Source organism: Candidatus Dormiibacter sp. (assembly GCF_050999135.1).
GTDB classification, from domain to species: domain Bacteria; phylum Chloroflexota; class Dormibacteria; order Dormibacterales; family Dormibacteraceae; genus Dormiibacter; species Dormiibacter spiritus.
Window position 1 is genome coordinate 100,317 of the sequence record NZ_JBPCPN010000059.1, and the last position, 22,990, is coordinate 123,306.

Annotated in this window: 29 protein-coding genes; 17 read left to right on the forward strand and 12 right to left on the reverse strand. The window is 66.9% G+C overall.

Going from position 1 to position 22,990, the window contains the following annotated elements; genetic code table 11:
- Position 1: 1 nt before the first annotated feature.
- The 4 genes from ACR2MZ_RS14660 to ACR2MZ_RS14675 all read right to left on the reverse strand — a co-directional run bounded on the left by ACR2MZ_RS14660 (position 2) and on the right by ACR2MZ_RS14675 (position 3,417).
- Complete coding sequence (locus tag ACR2MZ_RS14660) at positions 2-742, reverse strand: response regulator transcription factor (RefSeq protein ID WP_434005791.1); 741 nt, start codon at positions 740-742, stop codon at positions 2-4.
- 12 nt (positions 743-754) lie between these two features.
- Positions 755-1,429: a phosphate signaling complex protein PhoU gene (phoU, locus tag ACR2MZ_RS14665; RefSeq protein ID WP_434005792.1), complete on the reverse strand. Its 675-nt coding sequence runs from the start codon at positions 1,427-1,429 to the stop codon at positions 755-757.
- Positions 1,426-2,289, reverse strand: coding sequence for a phosphate ABC transporter ATP-binding protein PstB (pstB, locus tag ACR2MZ_RS14670; protein WP_434005793.1), 864 nt, complete (start codon positions 2,287-2,289; stop codon positions 1,426-1,428). Before pstB ends, phoU begins: the two co-directional genes overlap by 4 nt.
- A gap of 81 nt (positions 2,290-2,370) precedes the next feature.
- The gene (locus ACR2MZ_RS14675) at positions 2,371-3,417 is read right to left on the reverse strand and encodes a sensor histidine kinase (protein ID WP_434005794.1); all 1,047 of its coding nucleotides are present in this window, start codon (positions 3,415-3,417) and stop codon (positions 2,371-2,373) included.
- Between the two features lie 90 nt (positions 3,418-3,507).
- On the opposite strand from ACR2MZ_RS14675, the gene pstS reads away from it, so the two are divergent.
- From pstS to ACR2MZ_RS14720, 9 genes are all read left to right on the forward strand, one after another.
- Positions 3,508-4,584 (forward strand): phosphate ABC transporter substrate-binding protein PstS, encoded by a 1,077-nt coding sequence (pstS, locus tag ACR2MZ_RS14680; RefSeq protein ID WP_434005795.1) that lies wholly within the window; start codon positions 3,508-3,510, stop codon positions 4,582-4,584.
- 118 nt (positions 4,585-4,702) lie between these two features.
- Complete coding sequence (locus ACR2MZ_RS14685) at positions 4,703-5,554, forward strand: undecaprenyl-diphosphate phosphatase (RefSeq protein ID WP_434005796.1); 852 nt, start codon at positions 4,703-4,705, stop codon at positions 5,552-5,554.
- A 157-nt stretch (positions 5,555-5,711) separates the two neighbouring features.
- A complete protein-coding gene (locus ACR2MZ_RS14690; RefSeq protein WP_434005797.1) occupies positions 5,712-5,924 on the forward strand; it encodes a hypothetical protein in 213 nt (70 codons plus the stop codon).
- A 34-nt stretch (positions 5,925-5,958) separates the two neighbouring features.
- Positions 5,959-8,076, forward strand: coding sequence for a polyphosphate kinase 1 (gene ppk1, locus ACR2MZ_RS14695; RefSeq protein WP_434005798.1), 2,118 nt, complete (start codon positions 5,959-5,961; stop codon positions 8,074-8,076).
- Positions 8,063-9,565, forward strand: coding sequence for a CYTH and CHAD domain-containing protein (locus ACR2MZ_RS14700; protein ID WP_434005799.1), 1,503 nt, complete (start codon positions 8,063-8,065; stop codon positions 9,563-9,565). The genes ppk1 and ACR2MZ_RS14700 overlap by 14 nt, the downstream gene beginning before the upstream one ends.
- A complete protein-coding gene (locus tag ACR2MZ_RS14705) occupies positions 9,562-9,972 on the forward strand; it encodes an NUDIX hydrolase (protein ID WP_434005800.1) in 411 nt (136 codons plus the stop codon). Before ACR2MZ_RS14700 ends, ACR2MZ_RS14705 begins: the two co-directional genes overlap by 4 nt.
- Positions 9,969-10,445, forward strand: a complete 477-nt coding sequence (locus tag ACR2MZ_RS14710; protein WP_434005801.1) for a SixA phosphatase family protein — start codon at positions 9,969-9,971, stop codon at positions 10,443-10,445. Before ACR2MZ_RS14705 ends, ACR2MZ_RS14710 begins: the two co-directional genes overlap by 4 nt.
- A 46-nt stretch (positions 10,446-10,491) precedes the next feature.
- Positions 10,492-11,244 (forward strand): SDR family NAD(P)-dependent oxidoreductase, encoded by a 753-nt coding sequence (locus tag ACR2MZ_RS14715; protein WP_434005802.1) that lies wholly within the window; start codon positions 10,492-10,494, stop codon positions 11,242-11,244.
- A gap of 286 nt (positions 11,245-11,530) precedes the next feature.
- On the forward strand, positions 11,531-12,025 hold the full coding sequence (locus ACR2MZ_RS14720) for an Hsp20/alpha crystallin family protein (protein WP_434005803.1): 495 nt from the start codon (positions 11,531-11,533) through the stop codon (positions 12,023-12,025).
- A gap of 74 nt (positions 12,026-12,099) precedes the next feature.
- On the opposite strand, the gene ACR2MZ_RS14725 is transcribed toward ACR2MZ_RS14720, so the two are convergent.
- From ACR2MZ_RS14725 to ACR2MZ_RS14740, 4 genes are all read right to left on the reverse strand, one after another.
- The gene (locus ACR2MZ_RS14725; protein WP_434005828.1) at positions 12,100-12,477 is read right to left on the reverse strand and encodes a type II toxin-antitoxin system VapC family toxin; all 378 of its coding nucleotides are present in this window, start codon (positions 12,475-12,477) and stop codon (positions 12,100-12,102) included.
- A gap of 2 nt (positions 12,478-12,479) precedes the next feature.
- Positions 12,480-12,701, reverse strand: coding sequence for an antitoxin (locus ACR2MZ_RS14730; RefSeq protein WP_434005804.1), 222 nt, complete (start codon positions 12,699-12,701; stop codon positions 12,480-12,482).
- Positions 12,702-12,791: 90 nt separating this feature from the next.
- Entirely contained in the window at positions 12,792-13,919 is a 1,128-nt protein-coding gene (locus ACR2MZ_RS14735; RefSeq protein ID WP_434005805.1) for an isocitrate lyase/PEP mutase family protein, read from the reverse strand.
- A 170-nt stretch (positions 13,920-14,089) separates the two neighbouring features.
- Positions 14,090-14,983: a LysR family transcriptional regulator gene (locus tag ACR2MZ_RS14740; protein ID WP_434005806.1), complete on the reverse strand. Its 894-nt coding sequence runs from the start codon at positions 14,981-14,983 to the stop codon at positions 14,090-14,092.
- A gap of 192 nt (positions 14,984-15,175) precedes the next feature.
- Here ACR2MZ_RS14740 and ACR2MZ_RS14745 point away from each other — a divergent pair, with 192 nt between their 5' ends.
- The 3 genes from ACR2MZ_RS14745 (at position 15,176) to ACR2MZ_RS14755 (ending at position 17,413) form a co-directional block, all read left to right on the forward strand.
- Positions 15,176-15,757 carry a hypothetical protein gene (locus tag ACR2MZ_RS14745; protein ID WP_434005807.1) on the forward strand — a complete coding sequence of 194 codons (582 nt, stop codon included), beginning with the start codon at positions 15,176-15,178 and terminating at the stop codon, positions 15,755-15,757.
- 140 nt (positions 15,758-15,897) lie between these two features.
- Positions 15,898-16,035, forward strand: coding sequence for a cupredoxin domain-containing protein (locus ACR2MZ_RS14750; protein WP_434005808.1), 138 nt, complete (start codon positions 15,898-15,900; stop codon positions 16,033-16,035).
- Positions 16,025-17,413, forward strand: coding sequence for a hypothetical protein (locus tag ACR2MZ_RS14755; protein ID WP_434005809.1), 1,389 nt, complete (start codon positions 16,025-16,027; stop codon positions 17,411-17,413). The genes ACR2MZ_RS14750 and ACR2MZ_RS14755 overlap by 11 nt, the downstream gene beginning before the upstream one ends.
- Before the next feature lie 56 nt (positions 17,414-17,469).
- On the opposite strand, the gene ACR2MZ_RS14760 is transcribed toward ACR2MZ_RS14755, so the two are convergent.
- The 3 genes from ACR2MZ_RS14760 to ACR2MZ_RS14770 all read right to left on the reverse strand — a co-directional run bounded on the left by ACR2MZ_RS14760 (position 17,470) and on the right by ACR2MZ_RS14770 (position 18,643).
- Positions 17,470-17,808, reverse strand: coding sequence for a cupin domain-containing protein (locus ACR2MZ_RS14760; RefSeq protein WP_434005810.1), 339 nt, complete (start codon positions 17,806-17,808; stop codon positions 17,470-17,472).
- Positions 17,809-17,886: 78 nt separating this feature from the next.
- Positions 17,887-18,318, reverse strand: coding sequence for a 2-oxo-4-hydroxy-4-carboxy-5-ureidoimidazoline decarboxylase (locus ACR2MZ_RS14765; RefSeq protein ID WP_434005811.1), 432 nt, complete (start codon positions 18,316-18,318; stop codon positions 17,887-17,889).
- Positions 18,308-18,643, reverse strand: coding sequence for a hydroxyisourate hydrolase (locus tag ACR2MZ_RS14770; protein ID WP_434005812.1), 336 nt, complete (start codon positions 18,641-18,643; stop codon positions 18,308-18,310). The genes ACR2MZ_RS14765 and ACR2MZ_RS14770 overlap by 11 nt, the downstream gene beginning before the upstream one ends.
- Here ACR2MZ_RS14770 and ACR2MZ_RS14775 point away from each other — a divergent pair, their 5' ends adjacent.
- The 3 genes from ACR2MZ_RS14775 to ACR2MZ_RS14785 are packed head-to-tail and all read left to right on the forward strand — an operon-like array spanning position 18,644 to position 20,633.
- Positions 18,644-19,060 (forward strand): DUF3830 family protein, encoded by a 417-nt coding sequence (locus ACR2MZ_RS14775; protein ID WP_434005813.1) that lies wholly within the window; start codon positions 18,644-18,646, stop codon positions 19,058-19,060.
- Between the two features lie 2 nt (positions 19,061-19,062).
- Positions 19,063-20,442 (forward strand): dihydropyrimidinase, encoded by a 1,380-nt coding sequence (hydA, locus tag ACR2MZ_RS14780; protein ID WP_434005814.1) that lies wholly within the window; start codon positions 19,063-19,065, stop codon positions 20,440-20,442.
- 26 nt (positions 20,443-20,468) lie between these two features.
- A complete protein-coding gene (locus tag ACR2MZ_RS14785) occupies positions 20,469-20,633 on the forward strand; it encodes a Trm112 family protein (RefSeq protein WP_338175970.1) in 165 nt (54 codons plus the stop codon).
- A gap of 4 nt (positions 20,634-20,637) precedes the next feature.
- Here the strand turns inward: ACR2MZ_RS14785 and ACR2MZ_RS14790 are convergent, their stop codons facing one another.
- Positions 20,638-21,882 (reverse strand): MarP family serine protease, encoded by a 1,245-nt coding sequence (locus ACR2MZ_RS14790; protein ID WP_434005815.1) that lies wholly within the window; start codon positions 21,880-21,882, stop codon positions 20,638-20,640.
- A 1-nt stretch (position 21,883) separates the two neighbouring features.
- On the opposite strand from ACR2MZ_RS14790, the gene ACR2MZ_RS14795 reads away from it, so the two are divergent.
- Together ACR2MZ_RS14795 and ACR2MZ_RS14800 are read left to right on the forward strand one after the other, a co-directional pair.
- A complete protein-coding gene (locus ACR2MZ_RS14795) occupies positions 21,884-22,036 on the forward strand; it encodes a hypothetical protein (protein WP_434005816.1) in 153 nt (50 codons plus the stop codon).
- 54 nt (positions 22,037-22,090) lie between these two features.
- Complete coding sequence (locus ACR2MZ_RS14800; RefSeq protein WP_434005817.1) at positions 22,091-22,864, forward strand: cytochrome c oxidase assembly protein; 774 nt, start codon at positions 22,091-22,093, stop codon at positions 22,862-22,864.
- The last annotated feature ends 126 nt before the right edge of the window (positions 22,865-22,990 follow it).

A 22,990-nucleotide genomic window follows, 5' to 3' on the forward strand; every position in this document is an offset into this window, starting at 1 on the left:
GCTAACGTGCTACCGAGATGGCCGGGGCCTGGTCGCCGGCAGCCTCCGGCCCGCCGCTCTTGCGCCTGTCCAGCCTGTAGCCGGCGCCGCGCACAGTCACAATCTCCAGCGGCACCCGGTCCGCCAGCTTTTCGCGCAGCCAGCGGATGTGCACGTCGACTGTCTTGCGGTCGCCCACGAAGGTATTGCCCCAGACCTCCTGGAGCAGCATCTCGCGCGACTGCACCCGGCCGCTCCGGGCGATCAGGTGGGAGAGAAGATCGAACTCGCGGCTGGTCAGATGCACCTCGGAGCCGTCCACCATCACGCGCCGGCCTGGCCGATCAAGGCTGAAGTTGCCTATGGTTTCCTGCTCGGGCTGGCTGCGCTCGCCCTGGCCATCGTTCCTGCGTCGAAGGACAGCGTGAACACGGGCCAGCACCTCGCGCACGGAGAAGGGCTTGGTGATGTAGTCGTCCGCCCCCAGCTCGAGGCCGACTATCTTGTCCACCTCCGAGTCCTTGGCGGTGAGCATGATGATCGGAGCGCTGCTGGCGCGGCGGAACGCCCGGCAGAAGTCCATCCCGCTCATGCTCGGCAGCATCAGGTCCAGCAGCACCAGATCCGGCCGCAGGTTGTGGGCAGTGCGCAGGCCGACCGCGCCGTCGCCGGCTTCGCTGACAGCGTAGCCCGTTGCTTCCAGGTTGTAGCGCAGCGTCTCCCGGATGCCTTCGTCGTCCTCGACGATCAGGATTCTGTCCACCTCGTGTCCCAGCTAGAGCTCCACTACCTGACCAGACTGCAGGAACACTATGTCCTCCGCGACGTTGGCTATGCGGTCGCCTATGCGCTCCAAGTTGTGAGCCACCTGGATCAGCGTCACACAGCGGAGCGCCTCCTGCTCGCGGTCGGCGTCATCCGGCAGCGCGGCCAGCTCGGCTATCAACTCGTCGAAGACGCGATGGTAGAGGCGGTCGATCTCGTCGTCCTTGGCAGCCACCTCTGCCGCGCTGGCGGCGTTCTGCTCGATCAGCGCGTCCAGGATGTCCCTCACTTGCTGGCTGGCAACCTCGCCCATCAGCCCGAACTCGGTGCGCAGCGGTCGGTGGGGAAGACCTGCCAGCATCGTGGCGCGACGCGCGATGCGTACCGCGTAATCGCCGATGCGCTCCAGCTCGAGCGCTATGGACTGCACGCCCATCAGCGTCCGCAGGTCACGAGCGACAGGCTGCTGGGTGGCGATGACGACAAAGACCTGTTCCCGGATCTGCCTGTGCAGCTCGTTGATCTGTTGGTCGTTGTGCCGCACTTCGTCGGAGGCTTCCTGGTCAAACGCGCGCAGGGCATTGAGAGCGTCGTCTATCTGCGCCTCGACCATGCCCGCCATGCGCAGCAGCGATTCCCGCAACAAGTCCAGCTCCAGCTGAAAGCTGTGCCGGGTGACTGTCATCCGAACCGCCCGGTGATGTATGCCTCGGTCCTCGGGTCCTTCGGCTTTTGGAAGATGTCGGTCGTGTTGCCGAACTCGACCAGCTCGCCGTAGCCGTGCTCAGGATCCATCAGCATGAACGCCGTGTGATCGGCGACCCGCGCCGCCTGCTGCATGTTGTGAGTGACGATGACTATCGTGTAGGTCTCGACCAAGCGGCGCATCAGGTCCTCGATCTTCAGCGTGGCCATCGGATCCAGGGCCGAGCAGGGCTCGTCCATCAAGATCACTTCCGGGCCGACTGCGATTGCCCGCGCGATCGCCAGCCGCTGCTGCTGACCGCCCGAGAGCGAGGTGCCTGACGCGCTCAGCCGATCCTTCACCTCGTCCCACAGGGCCGCGTCCCGCAGGCTGCGCTCGACCGCGTCGTTGATGCGCTTCTTGCCCCAGCCGAGCAGGCGCGGCGCAAAGGCTACGTTGTCGCGAATCGACATGGGGAAGGGGCTGGGCTTCTGAAAGACCATGCCTATCTTCTGCCGCAGCTCCAGCAGCTGGCGGGTCGCCAGGATGTCCTCCCCACCGAATAGGATCCTGCCTGCTGTTCGGCTCCCGGGCACGAGGTCGTACATCCGGTTCAGCATCCGCAGCAGCGTGCTCTTGCCACACCCGGAAGGCCCGATCAGCGCGGTGACGCGCCGGTGCGGGATGGCGAGGTCAAGCTGGTTCAGGGCCTGCCGCTTGCCGTACCAGAAGGAGACGCCTTCGACCGAGACAAGTGTCTGCGGCGCGCCCTCCAGAGCTGTCAGATGCGGACTGACTGTTGAACTGCCGGCCGTTGGCGTCCCGGTCTGAGGTCTGGCAACCACGCTTCGATTATTCAAGCGTGGGGTTAACTAATGGTTAAGGGTTAGGGGCCTGCGGACAATGTAACCCGGTCCGGCTGACCGCCACCGCCGCCAACTTCATGAGGCCTGTGGCACTGTGTCGGCTCGGCGTTCGGGGAGGGCGATGGTGAACCGCTGGCCGCCATCCGGCTCGGCTTCGGTCCAGATGCGGCCGCCCTGGGCGAGCAGCAGGTGTTTCGCGATGGCCAGGCCCAGGCCTGACCCACCGGAGGCCCGCGAGCGCGCCTGGTCCACCTTGTAGAAGCGCTCGAAGACGCGTTCCCAATGCTCGGGGGAGATACCGGGACCGTGGTCCCGCACGGTTATGTGAACCTCGCCCTCTACAGCTCTGGCCCTGATGTCGATACCGGTTCCGGCGGGTGAGAACTTGGCTGCATTGTCCAGCAGGTTGGCTAGAGCTTGGGCGAGCTTGGAGCGGTCGGCCTCGACCTGGAGTGAGCTGGGAATCCGGAGGTTGATCAGCTGCTCCGGAGCGCTGCGCTGGACCACCTCCTGCAGCAGCTCGGCCAGGCCAAAGCGGGAGACCGCCAGGTTGCCACCCTCAGCTTCGATCTCGGCCAGCTGGCGGAGGTTGTTGACCAGCGCCGTCAGGTGGTCGGCGTCCTGCACCACGCGCTCCGCAAAGCGGCGGCGCGCCCCCTCCGGGGGATCAGCTACGAGGCTCTCGGCGGCCAGACGCAATGAGGTGAGCGGCGTCTTCAACTCGTGGGAGAGATTGGCTACGAACTCCTGCCGCACCCTCTCCAGGCGGCGCAGCTCGGTCACGTCCGAGGCGAACAGGAGCGTGTCGCCCGGCCGCGGACCTGGAACCAGGCGCGTCGCGACTGTGCGCCGGTGATGGGTCAGTCGGACTTCCCCGTCGGGCCGGCCCGCCCGCAGCACCTCCGCCAACCGGCTCTCACGCGTCGCCTGGAGCAGACCCTGAGGCAGCCGCCCGACGTCGATCTGGAAGAATCCCCGGGCGGCTTGGTTGGCGGCCAGCAGGCGGTTGTTGCGATCCAGCAGCAGCGCCATGACGGGCGCTTCCTCGAGCAGGTCGGCAAAGGGATCAAGGCCACCCTCCTCGGTGCTGTTGGCCTCCCGGCGCCAGCGGGCCCAGATCACAGCGCTGACTATAGGGGCGGCAGGACTGCATAACCGGCGGGAAATGCCCTCACCACCGGGTCTTAACCAGCGGCGCCTAGCGTTCCAGTCATGCGAAATAGCTCTCCTTTTCGACTCCTGCTGGCGGCAGCCGCCGCAGCCGCTCTGGTCGCCTGCGGCGGCTCCGCCAGCAATTCGGGCGGCAGCGCCGCTCAGCCCACTGCTGATGTCGGCAGCGGCCAGCTGCAAGGCGCCGGCTCCACCTTCGTAGAGCCGTTCTTCACCAAGGCCTTCTATCAATACAACGCCGACCACTCGAAGGTTTCAGTCAACTACCAGGCCATCGGTTCAGGTGGTGGCATCCAGCAGTTCACCAAGGGCACTGTCGACTTCGGCGCCACCGACGTGCCGATGACTGCAGCCGAGGTGGCGGCCGCTGGCGGTGACGCCGCGTTGGTGCAGCTGCCGAGCACTATCGGCGTGGCCGCCATCTCCTACAACCTCCCCGCCGTCGATAATCTGAAGCTCGACGGCGCCACCCTGGCGGACATCTACCTCGGCAAGATCAAGACCTGGGACGATCCCAAGCTCAAGGCGCTGAACAGTGGCGCCAAGCTGCCCAGCTCCGCCATCACGCTAGTACACCGGTCGGATGGCTCCGGCACGTCGTACGCCTTCACCGACTACCTGAGCAAGGTCTCCCCGGAATGGAAGAGCACGGTCGGCGTCGGGAAGTCGGTCCAGTGGCCGGCCGGAACTGGCGGGAAGGGCAATGAGGGTGTCGGCCAGGCGGTCAAATCCACAGACGGCGCCATCGGCTACGTGGAGCTGGCCTACGTCATCCAGAGCAAGCTTCAGACCGCTCAGGTAAAGAATCACAGTGGCAAGTTCGTCGCCCCTTCGATTGGCGGCGCCACCGCGGCTGCAGCTACCCTGCAGGGCTTGAGCCCAACCAACTTCTCGATCACAGACGCCCCGGGGGACAGCGCCTATCCGATCTCGACCTACAGCTGGGTCATGCTCAAGACCAACCAGGCGGATCCGCAGAAGGGCAAGGCGCTGGTCGAGCTGTTCAAGTGGCTGGTCACCGGCGGCCAGCCGATCAGCAAGGATCTCCAGTACGCGCCGCTCCCCAAGGAGGCCAGCGACTTCAGCCTGGCGCAGCTCAAAAAAGTCAAGGTCGCCTGACGACTTTCCCACTTAGCAACGACCCTCCTCTCCCTGGCCGCCCCCACCGCTTTCGAAGGTGAGGCGGCCGGCTCTCTTACCTGCCGTGGCCTCCAGCCTTTAGCATTGCTGCCCGCAGATGACCGACTGGCAAGCGTTCTTCATAGCGCTCTTGCAGGGCGCCACCGAGCTGTTTCCGGTGTCGTCCCTGGGCCATGCAGTGGTGGTACCAGCGCTCCTGCATTGGGCTTTCCGGCAGGCCGATCCCAGTTTCGTGCCCTTTCTCACGCTGCTTCATCTCGGCACCGCCACGGCGCTGGTCATCCTCTACTGGCGCGACTGGCTGGGAATAGTGAAGGGCTTCGTGCGCGGCGCTGTGCGCGGGCGGATCGAGGCCGAGAACGAGCGCCTGGCCATGCTCCTGCTGGCAGGCACGATCCCGGGCGGGCTGATTGGCTTTCTTCTCGAGCGGCCGCTCAAAGCGCTGTTCGCCACGCCGCGGGTGGCTGCCCTCTTTCTGATCTTGAATGGCGCCATCCTGCTGACCGCCGAGGCGCTGCGCCGGCGCTCGGAGCGCCGAGATCTGAGCCGGGAGGAGCAGGAGCAGCAGTTCAAATCGGCCCAGCAGATCACGTTCAAGGCGGCCTTCGTCACCGGCGGGGCCCAGGCGCTGGCGCTGCTGCCGGGGATTTCGCGCTCAGGCGTCACCATCTGCGGTGGCTTGCTGGCAGGCCTGCGCCATCAGGAGGCCGCGCGCTTCTCCTTCCTCCTCGCGACGCCGATCATCGCAGCGGCCGGACTGCTGGAGGTGCCGCAGCTGTTCAGCCAGCGGGGGCCGCTGGCTCTCTATGCGGCGGCGGCCGTGGTGGCCGGGCTGGCCGCTTACATCAGCGCGCGGTTCCTGATCCGCTACTTCCGGGCGGGGCGGCTCGATCCCTACGGCTGGTACTGCGCAGCCTTCGGGCTGTTGGCCCTGATCCTGCTCCGCTGATCAGGCGGAGGCGACGCCTCGGCGTGCCTTCGTCGGCCGGAACCAGGCGATGAGCCTCGAAGCGGAAGGTCCTCCGGTGCTCGCAGAGGCGGTCTTTCAGTGGTGGGAGGGGTTTTGCAGGGGGAGGGCCACCGCCCCGCATGTACGCTGGCCGCATATGGAAACTAGAGGCAATCCCGCCCTGGCTGGCGTGGTGGCAGCGCTGGGCGCCCTGTTCGTAATCATCTCGGCGCTGTACGCCTTCGGCGCGGTCAGCTTCGCCACCTCGGATCCCGGCGCGGCTCACCACTACAAACACGCGCTGGTGGCCCTGGCGATCGCCGTCGCCTGCCTGGTGGCCGCCAACGTTGTGCGACCCAAAGCCGCCTGAACATCGCTCACGAGCTGAAAGGAAGCAGCCCTAAGTGGCCGTAGCGCAGGCGAAGACGAGCCTGGAGGCTCTTCCCAGCGAAGCGCCGCCGCCTTCGCGTTATCTCAATCGCGAGCTTTCACTTCTGGACTACAGCGAGCGTGTTCTGGCTCGAGGCGAGAACGCCAGCCTGCCGCTGCTGGAGCGGGTCCGCTGCCTGCACTTCTTCGCCCGCAACCTCGATGACTTCTTCCAGATCCGTGTGGCGGGGCTGAAAGACCAGCTGGAAGCAGCCCCTGACGTCGCGTCACCTGACGGCAAGACGCCCGTGCAGCAGCTGTTCGACATCCGCCGCCGAGCCGAGGAGCTGGGTACCCGCCAGAGCCGGCTCTGGAACCGGCACCTACTGCCGGAGCTGGCGCAAAAGGGCATCCGGCTGATCGACTCCGAGGGTCTGGCCAAGAAGGACCTGGACCACCTGAGCCGCTACTTCCGCAACCAGGTGTTCCCGGTGCTTACGCCGCTGGCCGTGGACCCTGGTCACCCCTTCCCTTACCTCTCCAATTTCTCGCTCAACTTCGCTGTTATCGTGCGCGATCCACTGCGTCGAGATCAGCGCTTTGCCCGGCTCAAGGTACCCCCGCTGCTGCCCCGCTTTGTGGCTCTGCCGGACGGAGAGAGCTTCGTTCCCCTGGAGTCGGTCATCGCGGCCAACCTGCAGGCGCTCTTCCCGGGCATGGAGGTGCTGAAGCACACACTCTTTCGCGTGACGCGCGACAACGACCTCGAGGTGCGCGACTCCGAAGCCGACGACCTCCTGGTGACGATTCAGACCGAGCTTCTGCGCCAGCGCCGCCGCGCCCGCGCAGTGCGGCTGGAGGTCCACCGAGACCTGCCGGACGAGGTGCGGACGCTCCTCATGCGCGAGCTGGATCTGGCTGACGAGGACGTCTATCAGGTGGATGGGCTGCTGGATCTGGGCGGAGTCGACTTCCTGGCCGATCTCGACAGGCCTGACCTCCAGGTCGAGCGCTTCGTTCCCAGCCTGCCGCCGCGACTGGTTGCCACGGAATCGAAGCCGCGCTCCATCTTCAACGTGCTGGCAGACGGCGACGTGCTGCTGCACCACCCATACGACTCCTTCGCCGGATCGGTCGTCAGCTTCATCCAGCAGGCCGCCGCAGACCCGAAGGTGCTGGCCATCAAGCAGACGCTCTACCGCACGTCTGGCCCCGCCAGCCCCATCGCCATCGCCTTGGCTCAGGCGGCCGAGGCGGGCAAGCAGGTGGCGGCGCTGGTCGAGCTGAAGGCTCGGGGCGACGAGCAGGCGAACATCGAGTGGGCCCAGCAGCTCGAGCAATCGGGGGTTCATGTCGTCTACGGCCTGGTCGGGCTCAAGACCCATGCCAAGCTCACGCTGGTCGTCCGCCAGGAGGGCCGGCGGATCCGCCGCTACGTGCACGCCGCCACTGGCAACTACAACCCCAGCACCGCCAAGAGCTATGAGGACATCGGCCTCTTGACCTGCGATGACGAGATCGGCGCAGACGTGAGCGAGTTCTTCAATTTTCTGACCGGCTACAGCCGGCAGCGCAAGTTCAGGCAGCTGCTGGTGGCGCCGATGGGCCTGCGGGCCGGGCTGCTGGAGCTGATCCGGTCGGAGCGGAAGCAGCCGGACGGCCGCATAGTCATCAAGGTCAACAACCTGACCGACCAGGAGATCATCGACGCGCTCTACGACGCGGCCCAAGCCGGGGTCCGGATCGATCTCATAGTGCGCGGCATGTGCTGCCTGCGGCCGGGTCTGCGCGGCCTGTCGGATCGGATCCAGGTCCGCTCTTTGGTCGGTCACTTCCTTGAGCACTCGCGCATCTTCCGCTTCGGCAGTGAGCGCCGCGGCGTGGAGTACTACATAGGATCGGCCGACGTGATGGACCGAAACCTGGATCGGCGGGTTGAGGCGGTGGTGCCTGTGCGCGACTCGCTGCTCAAGGCGCAGCTGGCTGAGGTGATCGACATCGAGCTGGCCGACGACGTGCTCGCCTGGGAGCTCGACGCCGAAGGCGCCTGGCACAAGGTGCCGACGCGCAAGGGTGTTGACTCCCACCGCCGGCTGGTGGAGCTGGCCGCCGAGCGGACCCGGCTGGCCGAGGACCCGCTTGGCGGAGGCTGAGCGCGAGCCCTCCAGCGAGCGCGAGGTCAAGCTCAGCGCCGCTCCCGGCTTCAACCTGCCGGACCTCAACCTGGCGACTGAAGGGGTCACTGCGGCCAGCGAGCAGGAGGCTCGCCTGGAAACGGCTTACTGGGACACCGCTGACCTCCGGCTAGCACGCTGGGGAGTGAGCCTGCGCTATCGCGCGCGGGCCGGCTGGACCTTGAAGCTGGCCGGGTCGGCCAGCGATGGGATGCTGGTGCGGCCGGAGCTGCACTTCAGCGGACCTGCTCGGACAGTCCCCCGCCGCGCGCTCGACCTGCTCCAGGGCTATGTTCGGAGCGGCCAGCTGCAGCCGGTCGCACGCCTCTCCACCTGGCGGCGTCGGGTGCTGCTGGAGCGGGCCGGCCAGCGGTTGGCGGAGGTGGTGGACGACGAGGTGTCGGTGCTCGAAGGGCGCCGGGTCGCTGCGCGCTTCCGGGAAGTGGAGGTGGAGCTCTTCCCCGGTGGCGACGAGATCCTGCCGTCGCTCCTGGCTAGCCTCCGCACGGCCGGGGCCGGCGAGCCCGACCCCACCCCCAAGCACGTCAGGGCTCTGGGGCCCGCAGCCCAGCGGCCCCCGGAAGCCGCTCCGCCACAGCTGGGTCGGGAGCCGACGGCGGGGGAGGTGGTGAGGCGGGCGCTGGCCGAGGCGGTCACCCTCGTCCTCTCGCACGATCTCGGCATCCGCTTGGCCGGGCGACCGGAGGATGTGCACCAGGCGCGGGTGGGGACCCGCCGACTGCGCAGTCACCTGCGCACCTTCAGGCCGCTGCTGGACCGAGATTGGGCGGATGCACTGCGGGACGAGCTGGCGTGGGCGGCCGACGAGCTGGGAGCCGTCCGCGACCAGGAGGTGCTGCTCGACCGCCTGCAGGGCCACCTCGCTCTCCTGCCGGCCGAGGATCGGAAGGCTGGGAAGTACATCTGCGCTCGGCTGGCTGCTGCTGCCGACGAGAGCCGCACAGCGCTGCGGGCGACGCTGGCCGGCAAGAGGTATGCCGACCTGCTGGAAAGGCTGGTGGCGGCTGCTGAGTCCCCCCTTCTGGCTGGGCAGCACGAGAGCCCGGCGCTCAAGGTGCTGCCGGCGCTTGCGTTGAAGCCGTGGGTGGAACTCCGGGCCGGGATGCGGAATCTCCAAGCGGAATCGCCGAACGAGGACCTGCATGCCTGCCGCATCCTGGCCAAGCGCGCCCGCTACGCCGCTGAGGCGGTGGCTCCAGCGATGGGTCCGGCGGCCGAGCGGTTCGCCCGGGCGGTGTCGGCGCTGCAGACGGTGCTGGGTGAACACCAGGACTGCGTGACCGCCAGCCGGTGGCTCCGGAGGCAGGCGGGCGCCGGCCGGCGCGCATTCGCTGCCGGCGAGCTGGCGGCGCGGGAGCTGGCGGAGGCGGAGAAGGCTCGGGCCGCGTGGCCCAAGGTTTGGCGGCGGCTCGACAGGCCCAAGTTGAGAGCGTGGCTCAAGGCTTGAGCGCCCTGCTGACCGGCCACATCCAGGCGGCCGGCGGCGTAGTTTGCCGGCCCGGCCCGGGCGGTCTAACCGAGCTCGCGATCGTCCACCGGCCTGAGCAGGACGACTGGACGCTGCCCAAGGGCAAGGTTGACGGAGATGAATCCGCCGAGCAGGCCGCGCTGCGGGAGGTCTGGGAGGAGACAGGGCTCAGGTGCGAACTGGTCAAGCCCCTCGGCTGCACTGCCTACAAGGACCGGCGGGGGCGGGACAAGGTCGTCCTCTACTGGTCCATGCTCGTGCGGGAGGGCCGCTTTCTGGCCAACCGGGAGGTGGACCAGCTGCGCTGGCTGACCCAGGAAGAGGCGGCCGCCCTGCTGAGCTATCCGGTTGATCGGGCCATCGTGCTGACGCAGAGCCTGCCGTGAAAAGACTGGTCCAGGTGGCGCTCATCCGGCACGCGCATGCGGGCCAGCGCTCCGCCTGGCGCGGGGACGACCGGCTGCGCCCTCTCAGCGCCCGCGGCCGGCGCCAGGCGGAGGGGCTGCTGCAGACGCTTGCCATAGTCGACGCTGTCCGCATCCTTTCCAGCGACTACCTGCGCTGCACGCAGACAGTCGAGCCGCTGGCGCAGGCGTGCCGGTTGGCGGTGGAGGATGAGCCAGCGCTGGTCGAAGGCGCCTCGCTGGAGCAGGTGCTGCGGCTTTTCGGCGGATTCCGTGCAGGGGCCGTGGCCTGCTGCACCCACGGCGACGTGATGGCGCTGGTCTGCGAGGAGCTGCTGCGCTCCGGCCTGGCTAAGCGCGACGCTCTGCGGTTCGAAAAGGCCGGGACCTGGCTTCTGGATCTGGTCGGTGGCACCCTGACCGCCGCCCGCTACCTGCCACCTCCCGCGACGTAGCGGCTCCGCCCGCGGGTTGCGGGATCGCGGCTATGCTTTCCGGGCCATGGAGATTCTCGGCAAGGACGCTCTGGTGACAGGAGGCGCCTCGGGCCTGGGGCTGGCGACGGTGCAGGCGCTGATCGAACGCGAGGCTCGGGTGGTCATCTTCGACCTGCCCACTTCAGACGGTGAGCGCGTGGCGCAGGATCTCCCAGGTGGGGTCACATTTGTCCCTGGAGACGTGCGCAACGAAGCTGAAGTTCAGCGAGCGGTGGAGGCGGCGGGCGATCTCCGCATCCTGGTCAACTGCGCTGGGATCGGACCCGGCGCCCGGGTCCTGCGCAGGCAGGGACCGATGCCGCTGGCGGACTTCCAGCGGGTGATCGACGTCAACCTGGTCGGCACCTTCAACGTGCTCAGGCTGGCGGCTCACCGGATGGCGCAGCTGGAGCCGGCCAACGATGAGCGCGGCGTGATCATCAACACAGCCTCCATCGCTGCCTACGAGGGCCAGGTCGGGCAGGCTGCCTACAGCGCATCGAAGGGCGGAATCGTGTCCCTCACAATCACCGCGGCTCGAGATCTGGCAAGCCAGCTGATTCGGGTCTGCACTATCGCCCCCGGCACCTTTGACACGCCTTTGCTGGCCGGGCTGGACGAGCGCTTCCGGCAGGCGCTGGCGGAGGAGATTCCGCATCCCAAGCGCATGGGTCACCCGCGCGAGTACGCCGACCTCGCCTGCCACGTAGTGGCCAACCAGATGCTGAACGGCGAGACGATCCGGCTGGACGGCGCGCTGCGGATGGCGCCGCGTTAGAAGGGCTCAGGCTGACTTCAAGGACAACGTCACCGGCGGCATGCCAGCCGAATTCTGGTTGACATGCCGGCGGTCGCCCGTTGCCTGGAGCCGGCGGCGGGAGGCCCGGTTAGGTGACAAAGGGAGCGCGGGCCGGGGCTGAGTCCGGTTGTTCCATTGACCTCAGAGGTAGCAGGTACTGGCGGAAATTGCGGCTTGAGGAATTCCAAGCAGGCCATGTTTAGGCCTTTCCTGGGGCGTGGTAAGGAACTGGTGTAAATCCAAATCTCGGATGGAGGTGAAGGAAATGGCAGTTGTTCGTTGGGATCCGTTCACGGAGCTGACGACCATGACGCGCGCCATGGACCGCATCCTGCGCGATTCGGTCGGCTCTCAGCTCCTCAGCGAGGGCAGTGGTGGCGCCCGGCCGGCGTCGTACCTGCCGGTCGACGTTCGGGAGACCCAGAGCGGTTACGAGATCCAGTGCAACCTGGCCGGGTTCAAGCCCGAGGAGGTTGAGATCACGTACTCCGACGGGGTGCTGAGCATCGAGGCCCAGCGGCAGACCGAGCAGAAGACTGATGAGGGCCGCTGGCTGCAGCGCGAAGTCTTCCAGGGCGACTGGGTGCGCCGGATCTCCCTCCCCGGCGATATCAAGGTGGAGGAGATCGCAGCCAGCTTCGATAACGGAGTTCTGACCGTGTCCGTACCCATCGCGCCCAAAGCCCAGCCTGTCAAGATCAGCGTGGGCAGAACTGAGAGCCAGAAGAAGCTCGGCTCCACCGGGTCCACGAAGTCCTGAGCTGGAACCCGGTCAGTTGAGGCGAGAGGCCGCCCGCCCGGGCGGCCTGTCTCTTAGTACCGCAGCTGCCTACTTTAATTGGGCACAAGCGTAACAGCGCACAAGATTCCCGAAGCCCGGGCCAGCCGAGAGTCGGCGGTGACGAGAGAGCAGCTGAGGTTTTCCGCCAGTGCCACATATCCGGCGTCGTAGGCCGAGACGTTCTCCCGCAGTTCCCAGACGCGCTCCAAGAGGCCGCTCAAGGGATATCGGATCACTCCCAGCTTGCTCCAAACGCGCAACGCGGTCAGGCCGTTTTCGGCTGTGATCCTCCGCCCGAGCACACGGCTTCTAAGTCCGCTCACGACCTCCGAATCGATGAGGTGGGGAACATGGACAGGCTGCTCCTGAAGCAGATCCCGAGCTACTCCCGCGTTGAGAAGCGCCAACACTGCAACTGACGCGTCGACCACTATCAACGGCCATCTCTGGCGGAGGCGATGTCGCTTATCACGCTGTCGACCTCGACTTGAAGGTCTGGCAGGTTGCCCAGCAGCGCATGGTTGTCGGCCCGCCGCGTCACGCTGGCAAGTTCGCGAACCGCCGCCGCGCTGATGGAGATGCCCTCGCTGGCAGCCAGGCGGCCGAGTCTCTCCACGACGACATCCGGGACGTTGCGCAGGTAGAGGGTCCTCATGTCGCGCTATGCTAGCAGAATGCTCGCGGTATGCAAGCACCGTCGCCCCTACGCACGACATCTCGAGCAGCGAAACTGGCGCCGGTCGCGCTAGACGATCTTCGCCAACTCCAGGCCCTGGTCGACGCCGGAGCCAAAGCGCGCCGTCCCCAATTCCTCTCCCAGGTGGTGGTGGTAAGGCACACCGCTGAAAAGGTGGTGACTGCGGGTGGGAACATCGTCACCGCCTGCCCATTCCTGCTTCTGCAGCTCGATGTAGCCGTGCTGCTGCTGCTCCTTCAGGGCCTCCAGCAGGCGGCTCATGCCCAAGCCCATGGCGTGCTGGGCGGCGAGGGTGATGAAGATGAACTTGACCCCCATCTGGCTCAGCTCCGTCCAGGTCATCGGCTCTCCTTCGTTGAACCACTTGAACGAGGAGGAGTAGTTGAAGGCGAAGCGCGCCTCGGGGAAGCGCTTTTGGATCTGCTCGTGGAAGTATTGCGTAGGCCCCCGCTCCGCTGTGGGGAATTCGCACCAGAGCAGGTCCGGGACGCCGCTCTCGAGATAGCGGAGACCGCGCTCGATCGCCAGCTCGATGCCGCGGGTGGTCTCCGGCGCTTCGGTGGCGGAGACACCATCGGTCCGGGCGATGAGCACGAAATCCTTGTTGCCGAGATCGTCAGCCACCGCGCGCGCCATCTTCAGTTTTGCGACAAACTCCGTTGCGGGCACCAGCGCTTTGCCGGCGATATGCCCGCAGCGCTTCGGCATCACCTGGTCTTCGATGTGAGCCGCGGCCAGGCCGGCATTGACGTAAAGCTCGGTGGTGCGCTGGACGTTGAACACATTGCCGTAGCCAACATCCATGTCGGCCACGACGGGCGGAATCGCCAGGTGACGAGGCGGCACCTCCTGGCCGGGATCGCCCACCGCCATCGTCAGCTGGAACTTCCGCAGCGCGCTGACTATCCGCCGGGCGCCGTCAGCGATCTCGACGCTGGAGTACAGGTCCATGTCGGTGGTGCCGAGATGCCCGATGGCAAAGGAGTAACCGCTGAGGTAGACGGCGTCCAGGCAGTGATACATGACCAGCTCGGCCCCGTGGGGATCGAAGATGCCGGGGCCGAAGACGTACGGCTGGCTCTCCATCTTCTGGCGCAGTACCTGCGAGGGATGGAGGAACCGCGTGTCAGGGATCTGAAACCCGGGCGGTAAGAGCGGAGTGTCAACCAGGCGCATCTGTATCTCCTCTACGTTGCTTGGCGATTCGGGGGTGCAGACGCCAGGATGGTTGCACCCGGCCGACATCGGCAAAGGGAGCCGGATTTGGCTCTCCTTTCGCCACCGTAACACACGCAGATATGCGCCACACGAGGATGATCGGATCCAGCCATCGACGCCCGCTATATCTAGCTTTCAGGCTGCCAGCTGTGCAGCAGTTCCAAGAAGGCCGCCGTGATACCCGAGGGCGGACCCGAGTCTCGCCGCCACATCGCCACGAGGGGTCGGCGCAGGGGAGGTCCGCCGCTCAGCTCGACGCGGAGGAGCTCGCCTCCGGCCACCTCCTTCGCCACGGCGGTGGCCGGCAGCAGGCTGACACCGAGGCCCCGCTCCACCATCTTTTTCGCCGCCTCGATATTGTCAAGCTCCATGAAGCCGCGCAGGCTCACTCCCGCCGTGGCGAACGCGGCCTGAGTGATCTCGTAGTAGCTGGAGGTGCGGTCGAACATGATCACTTCCTCGTTCCCCACGTCAGCGAGCGAGACGCCGGAACGGCTTGTGAAGCGATGACCGGGCCGCACCACCAGCACGAGCTCCTCTTCGTGAAAGGGCTTGGCCACCACGTCGGGATGCTGCAGTGCCCGGCCCAGGCCGACCGAGGCCAGATCGTTCAGCACCATGCGGAGCACGTCCTCGGAATGGCCTGTCTTCACCATCACCTCAACCCGGGGATGGAGGGCCGCAAACCTCTCCAGCACTGAGGGCAGGATGTAGGTGCTGACTGCCGGAGCGGCGGCCAGATGGAGCTGGCCTGCAACTGCGCTGGCCAACTCTTCCACGGCGCGGCGGCCGCTGCGCATCGCCGCCAGCATCCGTTCGGCGTGGGGCAGATAAGCCCAACCGGCGTCGCTCAGTCGCATCCCGTAGCGAGTGCGAATGAAGAGCTTGCTGCCGAGCTCCTGCTCCAGGCCGTGCAAGCGCGCGGTGAGCGTGGGCTGGGTTACGTGGAGAACCTCGGCGGCGCGGCTCACGCTGCCCAGCCGCGCCACCTGCAGAAAGCCCTCAACCTGAACTAGAACCATGCCCGATAAGAGATAGCGCAGGTTGGGCGCATTTGTCTATGCCCGGCAGCCTAACCCGTAGCCGCTAAAGGCGGCCAGGGAGCATGCCGGCTGAACGCGCATGGCGCTAAGTGCACTGCTGCACTCCGTCCCAGGCCGAGGTAGATCCGCCGCCCGGCCACCTCGGCGCCGCTGCTTATGCTGGCGGTGAGGATGTTGGAACCGACCCAACTGCGACTCCCTCGACGCTGGACGGTCGCCCTGCTGGTGACCGGCTTGGCGGTGCTGTTGGCGCAGCTGGGCCATCTGCTTGCGTACGGCTGGCAGGTGCCGGCGACCGGCAGCCACAGCTACTATCCGGCCGCCATTCACCTCGTCGGTGGCAGCCTGGCCGCCCTCCTCCTGGTCAGCCTGACGGTCATCGCGCTGGCGCGGCTGCAGTACAGAGGCATCGCCCACGGTCCGGGCTGGTCGCTGCCGCTGCTGTTCAGCACCCTCCTGCTGCTCCAGGTCAGCGTGTTCGTCGTCCAGGAGACGCTGGAAGCCGGCGCTCTTCCGGGCAGCCGGGCCCTGGCCGCCGGGCTGCTGGCCCAGCAGCCGGTGGCGCTGGCGGCGGCACTGGTGATGCGCTGGCTCTCGCGCCGGCTCGGTCCCGCCTTGGCAGCCCTGGGCACAGCGACACCGTTCCGGGCGCCCCAGCCGCTGCCGGGCTGGCTCCTGGCGGCCGAGACTCAAGTCGTCGGCCTACCCGGTTGCCGCCCAGCCGCCAGCTTCTCCCGGGGGCCGCCGGTCTAGCTCCTTCGCTCAGCCGTGCCGGCGAGAAACGCTGTCCTGGTTCACAGCCTTTTCATCAAGGAGCCGATCATGTCACGCCTTTTCAGCTGCCTGGTCGCCCTGGGCGCCGCCGCTGTACTTGTCGGTCGGAGGAGATCCACGTGCACGGCTACGACTACAAGTTCGCGATGAAACCGGGTGAGAAGCAGACGAAAACCTTCAGAGCTGACAAGAGCGGACACTTCCCGATCGAGATCGAGGACACGAGCACCACACTGGGCTTTTTCGATGTGGTCTAGCGCCGCGTCACCTGGTGTGCCCTATCTACACGGTTTCGGGGCTCGCTACGACCTGCCCATCGCGCTCTCGCTCTACATCTCGGCAGCCGCGGCGGTGGTGGTCGTCTCCTTCCTCCTGGTGGCGGTTTTCGCCGCCGGCCGTCTGGGTGAGGAGGCGATCAGATACCCACGGCGTGAGCTGATCCGGCTGCGCGGGCAGCCGGCTGCCGACGCGCTGGCCGCGGCCGCCGGTGCTTTCGGCGTCGCCTTCCTGCTGGCCATCATCCTGACGGGCTGGTTCGGCGCCGGCACGCCCGAGCGCAACCCGGCGGAGTACCTGCTCTGGATCTACTTCTGGGCGGGGCTCGTGATGTTGAGCGGGCTGCTCGGCCCGCTCTGGGACGCGGTCAACCCCTTCCTGGCGCTGCACAGAGTGCTCAATCTCGGCCGCCGGCGTCCTGGCGAGGCAGGAAGGGATCGGCTGGCGTCCCTCGGCCTCTGGCCGGCCCTGCTGTTGTACTTCTGCTTCGCCTGTCTGGAGTTGACCTCGGGCTACGCCAACCGGCCCTGGTTGGTGGCGTCGTTGGTGGCCGGTTACACGGGGCTGACGCTGCTGGGCATGCAGGTCTATGGGGCCTGGTCGTGGCTCAGCCACTTCGAGTTCTTCACAGTGCTCTTCTCCATAGTCAGCCGCTTCGCGCCCATCCAGGTAGAGGAGGGTCGGCTCTATCTCCGGCCGCCCGGCGCCGGTCTCCTCGAGCCCTGGCCGGGCGGTTGGGATCGCGTGACGTTCCTCATCCTGATGCTCAGCACGCTTGCCTTCGACGGCCTCCTGGCCACTCCGCTCTGGCAGGGGCTGGTGGCGGACCTGGCGCCATACTGGCAGGCGCTCGGCGCCTTCGGCACCTTCGCGGTGCGTACGTTCGGGCTGCTCGACCTGACGCTGCTCTTCCTCGCCGTCTTCGTGGGCTGCGTGCGCATGGTGATTTTCTATGGCGGTGTGCGCGTCGAGAGCGTCCAGACCGTGACGGCCTTCGCTCTCACGCTGGTGCCGATCGCACTGGTCTACAACGCAGCGCACAACTACAGCTATCTCATCGTCCAATCCCAGGGGCTGATCCCACTGCTGGCGGATCCCTTCGCCCGTGGCTGGCACCTGCTGCCGGTCCAGGGAGTGCAGCCGAGCTTTGCCCTGGCCCAGGCGTCGACTGTCTGGTACGTCCAGGTGGTCCTGATAGTGCTCGGCCACATCGTCGCCGTGTACCTGGCCCACCTGCGAGCGGGCGAGCGCTTCCGCGCGGCTCGGAACGTCCTGCTCAGCCAGTATCCGATGCTTCTGCTGATGGTCGCCTACACCACGCTGAGCCTCTGGATCCTGGCTCAGCCGATTACCGACTGAGATGCTGCCGAGGTTGGTTGCGTGAGGGCTTGGCTGCCGGATCCGACGGTTGTTCCTCAGCCTGGCTGCGGACGGCGGACGTGCGGTCCTGACTCGAGTAGCTCGAGCGAGGCTCCTTCGAGGGCCAGAACCGTGAGGCCGGTGGCGGTGCCGGACGCATGGACCTCGCCGGATTCCCAGCGAACCCCCAAGCCCGCTGTGATGGGGACGTGCTCACCGCTCGGGCCGGCGACCCAGCCCTCGCCCGACACGACCATGAAGAGCTGAGTCGCGGGGGCGGGATGGCGGCCGATGCTGCCGCCTGGCTGGATGGTCAGACAGGTTAGGTGAACTTGCCGATCGCCTGCGGCGAGACGCGTTGCTCTGGCACCCGAGCTGCCGAATCGTTCGATCACGGTTTCTGCGCGGTCGAACCTGAAAATGTTCAAAGAATCACCTTCCGAAGTGTTGGGCCCCGGTCGGGGCCGGTTGCGTCAGGGCTTGGCCGCTGGATCCTCGAGCTTGCGCAGGCGGTCCGCCGCGATGTCGACGATGGCGGTCAGCCCCGTGTCGATCTCTTCGGCGCGGCCTCTTCTCAGACGCTCCCGCAGCACTTCGGTGATCTCCGCCTTGGAGCGACCGTTGACGAAGATCACGAAGCGAAAGCCGAAGCGCCGCTCGTACTCCTGATTGAGCCGCTCCAGCTCTGGCGGAGCTTGATCCTCACCCTGCTCAGCTCGCGAGCTGGCCGAAATGCGGTCTCGGCGCTCCCCGATGCGAGGGTGGGCGTTGAGCGTTTGCACCTTCTCGGCCTCGCTCAGCTGGGTGAGCAGCCGGCGGGCGTCGCCGACCGGGTCGAGACTGCCGGCCACCCGACGGCCCAGGGCCGAGGACGGCTCGAACAGTTCGGCGGGGCTAGGTGCCACGGTAGGTGCTCAGCAGGTAGGGCCCGATCAAGAGCGGCACGTGATAGTGACGGCTCTCGCTCAGGTCGAGCTCCAGTGTCACCTCGGTCAGAAGGTGAGGTTGGCTCCCAAAGTACCCGTCGAGTCTGACGATCACCGTGTAGCGCCCGGGGGTCATCGGCTGTTCACTGAGCTGGGCGATCCTGCCTCCGGCGTCGGTGCGCGCCCGACCCACGCTGGAGCCTCCTGCCCGCAGCTCGATCTCCACGTTGGCTGCTCCCTCGCCGCGGCTGACGTCGAGGACGTGCGTCGAAAGGGTGGTTCCTGTCGTGCCAGACTGGTCCATGTGCTGACTATCTCCGTGAAAGACCTCGTCTTCAAGGCGCGCCTCGAAACGGAGGTGGCGCCGGTCACAGTGGCGGCCTTTCAACGCCTCCTGCCCCTGCGCTCCAAGATTATCCAAGCGCGCTGGAGCGGCGAAGCCGGCTGGATCCCGTTCGGCACCCTGGAGCTGGATCTGCCCTGGGAAAACGCCACAGTCTATCCGGGCGCCGGCGAGCTCCTCCTCTACCGGGGCGGCTACAGCGAGACGGAGATCCTCTTTCCCTACGGGCGCACACGCTTTGGCAGCACGATGGGCGATCTGGCGGGTAACCACTTCGCCACCGTCACCGAGGGTCGCGAGAAGCTGCCGGAATTGGGCCGGCGCGTGCTCTGGGAGGGTGCCCAGGAGATCAACATCGAAGAGAGCGGAGAGGCCTGAGCTTGCTCATCCGCGGTGGCACCGTGGTCAGCGAGGGGCGGACCTCCGCCGCTGACGTTCGCGTCCGCGGCCAACGGATCGCCGCGGTCGACGAGCATCTGGCGAGCGAACCGGGTGAGGAGGTGCTGGAAGCGGCAGGCCTATTGGTGCTGCCCGGGCTGATTGATCCCCACACCCACTTTGGCCTCGACACTGGCACCGGGCCGACTGCCGACGACTGGTCCACAGGCACCGCCTCAGCCGCCGCCGGCGGCGTCACCACCTGCATCAACTTCGCCACCCAGTTCCCCGGCCAGGGCTTCGCGGAAGCGCTCGCTGCTGTGAGGCGACAGGCGGAGGGACGCGCACGGATCGACTGGTCTCTGCACCTCAATATCACGCGTCTGGACGATGGCTGGGAGCGCGAGCTGGAACAGGTTGTCGACCAGGGCGTGTCCAGCGCCAAGGTTTATACAACCTACAAAGACGCTGTCTTCTACGTCGATGACTGGACCATCTACCGCCTCATGCAGCGGTCCGGGCCGGCCGGCATGCTCGTCCAGATGCACGCCGAGAACGACGACATGCTGCAGGGCCGGCGGCGGGAGCTGGAAGCGGCAGGCAAGACTTCGCTGGCCTTTCATGGCGAAGCGCGGCCGGCGCTGGCGGAGGCGGAGGCGGTGTCGCGGGGGCTGTTCTTCTCGCGCGTCACCGGCAGCCCCATCTATTTCGTCCACCTCTCCAATCCGCTGTCAGTGGACCTCGTCACAGAGGCACGAAACGCGGGCATCAGGGCCTTGGCCGAAACCTGTCCACACTTCCTCTGCCTCAACGACTCGGTCTATCAGCGCCCTGACGCCACCCGCTTCCTGATGACGCCGCCGATCCGCCCCGAGGCAATGCGCAGGGGCCTCTGGGAGCGGGTCCGCGCCGGCCAGGTGGACACTGTCGGATCGGACCACTGCGGTTACTCGCTGGAGCAGCGGGGCGACACCTCAAAATTCGGTCAGGTCCGCAATCCAGGCATCCCGGGCGTGGAGACGACGCTGCCGCTGATGTACACGTTCGGCGTGAAGGCCGGCCTGCTCGACCTGCAGCGGTTGGTCCGCCTCACCTCGGAAGGACCTGCGCGCGCCTTCGGGCTCTGGCCGCAGAAGGGACGCATAGCTTCCGGCGCGGACGCCGACCTGGTGCTGTTCGACCCCGGGCGATCGGGCCCGCTCCGGGATGAGGACCTGCACAGCGCCGCGGCCTTTTCGCCCTTCGCTGGCCTGACTCTGGAGGGGCGGGTCAAGACCACGGTCTGCCGTGGTCGTCTGGTCTTCGATCGGGGCCGGGTGCTTGGCGAGGAGGGCTGGGGCCGCTTCACCGAGCGGCTGCCGGCCCTGCCGGAATCCGGCTGATCAGGCTAGGCGACTAGGATCAAGGAGTGATTTCGCAGGAGTTGCTGCAGCTGCTGGCCTGTCCAAGCTGCAAGGGCCCGATCCAGCCGAGCGAGGACGGGCTCGCGCTCGTGTGCGAGGCAGAACGGCTGCGCTACAGGATCGACGACGGCATCCCCGTCATGCTGATCGAGGAAGCCACCTCTTTCTGAGAGGTCAGACTGCGCAGTCGTAGACGGAAGCGTCCACTCGACTGGCTCGGCTGGTACCGAGCCGGACATCATCGGCCACCTCCTCGTTCGTGAGGGCATAGGCCTGGCCGGGGTGGCTGCTGGAGGCTGCGAACACAACGCCCAGAACCCGACCGTTCAGGTCGAGCAACGGGCCACCCGAGTTACCGGGGCGCACGAGGGACTGCAGGATCAGGATGTTGCGACGCACCGCGCCCTGGCCATAGATATCGCGACCATCAGCAGTCTGCTGCTGATTGACTACCGCCGGCTCCACATCCTCAGCGCCGCCTCCGGGGTAGCCCACCACCGCGCCCTGGGTCCCCGGCTGGGCGCTGCCAGTCTCCAAGCCGGCGGCGGAGACGGCGGGGGCGCGGAGGATGGCCACGTCGCGGCTGGTGTCCACCAGCACGACTGAAGCGGATACTGTCAGGCCGCTGCTGCCCTGCACGAGCGTAGTGCCCGAGGTGCCGGCCACCACGTGAGCGTTGGTGATCAGGTAGCCGCGCGCGACTGGATAACTGGAGCCTGTCACTATGCCGCCACAGCCGTGGCCCTCAACGCGCCAGACTGAGCGCGCCGCCGTTCGTACGGCCGGCGTGTCAGCGTTGGCGGGCAGCTCGAGCTTGGCGACACCCGGCTCGGCGACGGAGAAGGCCGTGGGGAAGGGCGCTGCCGAAATCGTCTGCTGGACGCCCGTTAGGACGCCGGGCGGTGGCGGCAGGACTGACGTCATGGTGCCGATAACGCTCGAGCTCTGCACCAGGCGCGCTACGCCAGGATTGGGCCCCCGGCTGAAGCTGACGCCCAGAAACCAGGCTGTCAGGAGCATCATCAGAGCCGAGAACAGCGCGCCTAGGGCCAGCTCGGCTGAGCCTGGGCGGCCGGCCCGGATCAGTCGCTTGCGTAGCGGGCCACCGATGAGAGAGCCAAACGTATAGCCGAGACTGCCACCAGCCAGCATGATCAGGATCGCCGCCAGCGCCGCGGCGCTTCCAGGTGGGACCGACAGCTTCCGGATCCCGGCTGGCGCCAGCGCCGCGCCCATGACGACGCCGATAACCAGCCCTGCGTACTGGGCGACCGAGAGCCAGAGTCCGCGGCGGTAGCCGTGCAGGGCGCCGAGCAGTACGGCGATGGCAATGACGATGTCGACCAGGTTGATGCCAGGAACGGTACCAGGCGGCCATAATGGGGGTGTGTTTCTGGCCGGAGAATGGATTTGGGCCAATTTGGGCCTGGGTGGGGCGTTCGTGGTGGCCCTCTTGGGCGTCACCGGACTCGGCTTCTGGGTGGTCCGCTCGGAGGGCAAGAACCGGCGGCTCATGGAGGTGGACGAGCAGTCCGAGCCCGCGGAGTCGCTCGCTGACGGTCACCCGCGCTAGACCTTTGATCCCCTGCCGGCCGCTGGCCGGCGAGCGTTCCGCACCCCAAGCCCTGTGAGAATCACCTGGCCCCTCGACCCCAGCGTCTACGCGGGCTTGGTAGTCCTGCTGCTGGGCTATGCCTGGCTGGCGCGGGGAAGGCTCGACAACACTGCCCGGCTGCTGTATTTCCTGGCTGGCGTGATGGCGCTCTGGCTAGCGCTGGAGACGCCCGTCGACACCACCGGCGACCGCTACCTGCAGAGCGTCCACATGTTCCAGCACGTGCTGCTCAGCTTCGTGGCGCCGCCGCTGCTGGTGCTCGGGCTCTCGCCAGCGATGGCCGGCCTGCTGGTGAGGCGGATCCCTCTGCTGGGCGGGCTATGCCAGCCGATTCCGGCGCAAGTAATAGCGGCCGCCGTGATGATCTTCTGGCACCTGCCGGGACCTTATGACCTGACCGAGATGGACGAGAGAGTGCATATCTTGGAGCATCTGACGATGATGGTTGCCGGCGTCATCCTCTGGTGGCCGCTGCTGGAAGCAAGTGGCAGCACCCTGCGGACGCCGCTGCACGAAGGCGCCAGGCTGGCCTACGCGTTGGTGGCGACCTTGCCCCAGGACGGCATAGCGCTGGTCCTTCAGTTCTCCGGCCACGTGTTCTACTCCGCCTACGCCAATGGGCCGATCATCATCGCCGGCTGGACGCCTGTCATCGATCAGAACGTGGCGGGCGTCGTGCTGCAGCTCGCAGGCAAGGTGAGCTTCGTGATCCTGGGGATCGTCCTGCTCTACCGCTGGATCGAGCGCGAGCAGCCCGCCCAGCCAGAGGAATTACACCCCGCCTGAATCGGTGGGTCCGACCTAAGCTTTCCCTAGCGGCCCCCGCGCAGTCAGCGTTCGAGCGTTGCGTTCGTCCGGGCTTCCCCGCCGGGCGTCGACAGGTTGAGCCGGGAGGAGGGCTGCCCGCCGGCT